1 protein-coding gene is annotated in these 1,202 nt (G+C 42.0%); it reads left to right on the forward strand.

Annotated elements, in window-relative coordinates; genetic code table 11:
• Positions 1-1,202, forward strand: a 1,202-nt coding sequence (locus tag AC1DZ6_RS25490) for an MSCRAMM family protein (RefSeq protein WP_477099873.1), incomplete at both ends; no start/stop codon positions are given.

Here is a 1,202-nt window from a genome sequence, read left to right on the forward strand (position 1 = left end):
GTCATTACAGACTTACAGGGTAGTCCTATTTTGGGAACAGACACGCAAATTGAGGTATTTGATCAGGGAGGGACTTTATTAAAGACATTACTTGCCCAGTCGGATGGGACATTTGCAGTACTGGATTTACCTCCAGGCAGCTATAACTTATTAGTGACAGCCCCTAATTTTGTAGCTCAAACGACTAGTATAGTGATTGTTTCTGATCAAACAAATGAGTTGAATATTTTACTAACGCCTAACCCAGCATCCATTACGGGGCAAGTTCTTAATGTTGCAACAGGTTTGCCAATTAACGGTGCGATTTTAACAGTAACGGACTCTAATGGCATCGTTGTTGGATCTGGAACAAGTGGCTTAGATGGCAATTTTACAATTAATAATTTGCCGCTAAATACTTTAATTATTTCAGCGATAGCCCAAACCTTTGGAAGTGATTCAAAAGCCGTCATCCTCACACCAGGAGGAGAAGGAACAACGACACTTACTTTAACGCCAAACCCCGGGGTCCTTCAGGGAACAGTTATCAATCAAGGAACAGGGCAAGTAATACCGGGAACTACTTTACAAATTTTTGATTCGACAAGAGCTCTTGTTGCTACCGTACAAACAGATCAGAATGGATTTTATCAAATTCAGACGTTATCACCAGGTTCATATCGAGTGATTGCAACTATACAAAATTTTGGTTCAGTATCAGGAGATACTCAAGTAAATCCAGAGGCTGTAACGGAGTTAAATTTCACACTTGTGCCTAATCCTGGAACAATTACAGGGGTAATCTATAATGAGCAAACTGGTTCACCTATTGCAGGGGCAAGTATTGCGGTACGTCAATTCTCTCCGGTAGGTCCTATTATAGCTACCACTACAACTGATTCTCGAGGTCAATTCACTGTCCTTAACCGCACGCCAGGGGCTTATACTATTGTTGTCTCTGAACCAAACTTTGGATCGCAAGCCTCCTCAACCTTAGTGCAGTCAGATCAGGTATCCACTGTCTTAGTAAATTTACCTCCAAATCCCGGAACCATTCAAGGGGTCGTTACGAATGAGCAAACGGGGCAACCTATAGTAAATACGCTTATACGAGTAGTTGATGTTAATGGGATTACGATTGCTGTTACCCAGACAGACATTAGCGGAAAGTTCCAAGCGCAAGGATTGGCGCCTGGAACATATAGCCTTATAGCTACAAATCC

The sequence above is a fragment of the Caulobacter sp. P1_B12_2 genome (genome assembly GCF_056406675.1).